The organism is Blautia sp. ZXY-1-C6 (genome assembly GCF_056339875.1).
Genome location: NZ_JBWJVQ010000268.1, coordinates 1 through 4,692 on the forward strand (window position 1 = coordinate 1; position 4,692 = coordinate 4,692).

Annotated in this window: 2 protein-coding genes; one reads left to right on the forward strand and one right to left on the reverse strand. The window is 45.0% G+C overall.

What is annotated here, in order from left to right:
• On the reverse strand, nucleotides 1-3,317 hold a 3,317-nt coding region (locus AC075J_RS17240), incomplete at its 3' end, for an acyl-CoA dehydratase activase-related protein (RefSeq protein ID WP_476390544.1).
• Between the two features lie 446 nt (nucleotides 3,318-3,763).
• On the opposite strand from AC075J_RS17240, the gene tgt reads away from it, so the two are divergent.
• Nucleotides 3,764-4,692: tRNA guanosine(34) transglycosylase Tgt (gene tgt / locus AC075J_RS17245; RefSeq protein WP_476390545.1), on the forward strand; the 929-nt coding region annotated here is incomplete at its 3' end.

Genomic DNA, 4,692 nt, shown 5'->3' on the forward strand with positions numbered 1-4,692 from the left:
TTTAATGCGCGTCGTATAAATGCAATATAGTTGGAAGCACGACATCCGCCACCTGTCTGTGACATGACAACGGCCGTTTTGTTCAGGTCATATTTACCGGAAAGCAGAGCATCCATGATCTGTCCCACAACGATCAGAGACGGATAGCAGGCGTCATTGTTTACATACTTCAGACCAACATCCACTGCATGCTTATTGTCATTCGGAAGCACCTCCAGGTTGTATCCGCAGGAATTGAATGCTGCCTGCAGGAGGCTGAAATGGAACGGTGACATCTGCGGGCAGAGGATGGTATAGTCCTTTCTCATTTCCTTTGTAAAGGATACTTTATCAATAGAAGCAGGTTTGACAGTACGTTTCTGTCCCTGTGCTTTCTTCGCGCGGATCGCTGCGATCAGGGAACGGATACGGATTCTTGCAGCACCAAGGTTATTTACCTCGTCAATCTTTAAGCAGGTATAGATTTTGTCACTTCCGTCAAGAATTTCATAAACCTCGTCAGTAGTAACTGCATCCAGACCACATCCAAAAGAGTTGAGCTGGATCAGATCCAGGTCATCGCGTGTCTTTACATAGTTTGCAGCAGCATACAGTCTGGAGTGGTACATCCACTGGTCATTGACGCGGATCGGGCGTTCCACAGGTGCCAGATGAGAGATGGAATCCTCAGTAAGTACGGCAATACCATAGCTGTTGATCAGATCCGGGATACCATGATGGATTTCCGGGTCAATATGGTATGGGCGTCCTGCAAGGACAATACCATGGCGTCCTGTATCTTCCAGATATTTCAGGGTTTCTTCCCCTTTTTTCTGTACATCGCGGCGTGCAGCAGCCATTTCCTCCCAGCCCTTATGCACAGCAGCTTTGACTTCTTCTGCCGGGATATCCTTAAATTCCTCTATCAGACGATTTGCCAGAATTTCCTCAGAAGTAAATGCAAGGAACGGATTGCGGAAGGTAATGGACGGATCATTTAATTCGTCTACGTTATTTTTGATATTTTCGGCATAAGAGGTAACGATCGGGCAGTTATAGTGATTGACTGCATCCGGGAACTCGTTACGTTCATATGGAATACAAGGGTAGAAAATAAATTTCACACCATTGCGGATCAGCCAGGTTACATGGCCATGTGCGAGCTTGGCAGGGTAGCATTCGGATTCACTTGGAATGGATTCAATACCCAACTCATAAATCTTTCTGGTGGAAGTAGGAGAGAGCACAACCTCATACTTCAGTTCTGTAAAGAAAGTATACCAGAAAGGATAATTCTCAAACATATTCAGAACACGCGGGATACCTACTTTACCTCGCGTTGCCTTATCAGCAGTAAGCGGTGTGTAGGAGAAAATACGTTTATATTTGTATTCATAAAGATTCGGAATATGATCTTTGTTCTTTTCCTTACCGATACCGCGTTCACAGCGGTTACCGCTTACATACTGGCGGCCGCCGGAGAATTTGTTGATAGTCAGACGGCAGTTATTGGTACATCCACGACAGTTTGCCATAGAAGTTGTATATTTCAGCTCGTTGATCTTATCAATGGAGAGCATAGTCGTTTCTGCGCCTTCCTGATGGCGTTCACGGGCAATCAGTGCAGCACCGAAGGCACCCATGATTCCGGCGATATCCGGACGGATGGCTTCGCAGCCTGCAATCTTTTCGAAGCTTCGAAGAACCGCATCATTGTAGAAGGTACCACCCTGTACAACGATGTGCTTGCCAAGTTCGGAAGCGTCAGAAACCTTGATAACCTTATACAGAGCATTTTTGATAACAGAGTAAGCAAGACCTGCGGAAATATCGGAAACCTCAGCTCCCTCTTTCTGCGCCTGCTTTACCTTGGAATTCATGAAAACAGTACATCTGGTACCAAGATCTATAGGATGCTGTGCAAAAACAGCAGCTTTTGCGAAATCCTGTACTGTATAATTCAGGGATTTGGCAAAGGTTTCAATAAAGGAACCGCATCCGGAGGAGCATGCTTCATTTAACTGTACGCTGTCAACGGTCTTGTTGCGGATCTTGATACATTTCATATCCTGTCCGCCGATATCCAGGATACAGTCTACCTCTGGGTCAAAGAATGCAGCTGCATAGTAATGGGATACGGTCTCAACCTCGCCCTCATCCAGGAGCAGGGCCGCTTTGAGCAGAGCCTCGCCGTAACCTGTAGAACAGGAATAAGCGATCTTTGCGTCTTTGGGAAGCAGTTCATAGATTTCTTTAATAGAACGGATGGTAGTTTTTAACGGGTTTCCGTTGTTGCTACTGTAAAAGGAATAGAGAAGTGTTCCATCTTCGCCTACCAGTGCAGTTTTGGTTGTGGTGGAACCTGCATCAATACCCAGATAGCAGTTTCCTTTATATGTAGCCAGATCTCCTGTTTTTACTTTGTAGGAACTCTGACGTTTTGCAAATGCATCGTATTCTTCCTGAGAAGCGAAAAGTGGTTCCATACGTTCTACTTCAAAATCCAGCTTAATGGAATTGCGGAGTCTGTCTTTCATTTCTGTCAGGGAAATGGAGTTGTCTTCTTTGGCATTTAATGCAGAACCGATGGCTGCAAAAAGATGGGAGTTCTCCGGAATGATGGTGTGTTCCCCATCCAGCTTCAAAGTACGGATAAAGGATTCTCTCAGTTCGGACAGGAAGTGAAGCGGACCACCCAGGAATGCAACATGTCCACGGATGGGTTTTCCGCAGGCAAGACCGGAGATGGTCTGGTTTACAACTGCCTGGAAAATAGAAGCTGACAGATCTGGTTTGGTTGCACCGTCATTGATCAGCGGCTGGATATCCGTTTTGGCGAAAACACCGCAGCGTGCAGCAATCGGGTAGAGCGCTTTGTAATCTTTGGCATATTCATTCAGACCTGTGGCATCTGTCTGGAGAAGAGAAGCCATCTGGTCGATGAAAGAACCGGTGCCACCTGCACAGATACCGTTCATACGCTGTTCTACGTTTCCGTTTTCGAAATAAATGATCTTGGCATCCTCACCGCCAAGCTCGATGGCAACATCTGTCTTAGGTGCCAGCTTCTGCAGAGAAGTAGAAACTGCAATAACCTCCTGGGTAAAAGGAACGCCCAGATGGTTGGCAAGGGTCAGACCGCCGGAACCTGTGATCACAGGATGGAGAGTCATCTCGCCATACTGGTCAAAGGCCTCCTGAAGAAGGTCTGCAAGGGTTTCCTGAATGTTCGCAAAATGACGCTTGTAATCCGCGAAAATGAGATTTTCATTCTCATCTAAGATCGCGATCTTTACAGTAGTGGAACCAATGTCAATTCCAAGTGTTTTGTAATTCATAAAGTAAATTCAAGCCTCCTCGTATTGTATATAAACAAAATTGAAATTTTCCTGTTACTGTTCACACACCACTATCCCGCGAGGTGTTTTGGCATGAATATGCCAAAATCCCGAGACATACAAGCCAAAATTCCATTGCCACAGGCAATCTGGAATGAATTTTGGCTACGTTACTGAGAACGGAGTGAACAGTAACATTTTCCTTACTGTTTGCTGCTGATATCATGCAAAGCGTGTTGCCGGACACGAAGTAAACAGTAAAAATCTATCCTGTTCTTTCCTATTAAATATCTGTTTCCAGATATGGAATATTCCGTAATATTATACGCTAATGGTCTGGAAAAGACAATATGAAAGTTTACCAATGATTACCTTATTTGCAGTTGAAAATTCAGCTATTTCGGGATATAATAGAAAAAGTGATTTTTATCAAGAGGAGAGAAAAAATGGCAGAATATAAACTTCTTAAAACAGAAGGCCGTGCCAAGCGTGCAGAGTTTCATACAGTGCATGGTACGATCCAGACTCCTGTTTTTATGAATGTGGGAACGATCGGTGCGATTAAAGGCGCTGTATCCACCATGGATTTACAGCAGATCGGAACACAGGTAGAATTATCAAATACTTATCATCTTCATGTGCGTCCGGGTGATAAAATAGTAAAGCAGTTAGGCGGCCTTCATAAATTTATGGTATGGGACAAACCAATCCTTACAGACTCAGGCGGATTCCAGGTATTTTCCCTTGCAAAGCTGAGAAAGATCAAAGAAGAGGGGGTTTATTTTAATTCCCATATTGACGGGCATAAGATCTTTATGGGACCGGAAGAGAGTATGCAGATCCAATCCAATCTTGCCTCCACCATTGCCATGGCATTTGATGAATGTCCCAGCAGTGTGGCTGACAGGGATTATGTGCAGAAATCTGTAGACAGGACCACAAGATGGCTTGCCCGCTGTAAAGCGGAAATGGCGAGACTGAACAGTCTGCCGGATACCATTAACAAAGAACAGCTTCTGTTTGGAATCAACCAGGGTGCTGTTTATGAAGATATCCGCATTGAGCATGCCAAAGCGATCTCTGAAATGGATCTGGATGGCTATGCTGTCGGCGGTCTGGCAGTTGGAGAAACCCATGAAGAGATGTACAGGATCCTGGATGCGGTAGTCCCCTATCTTCCTCAGAATAAACCTACTTACCTGATGGGTGTGGGAACACCGGCAAATATCCTGGAAGGTGTTGAACGTGGTATTGACTTCTTTGACTGCGTATATCCAAGCCGTAACGGCCGCCATGGACATGTATATACCAATCATGGAAAGATGAATCTGTTCAATGCAAAATATGAACTGGACACACGTCCTATCGAAGAAGG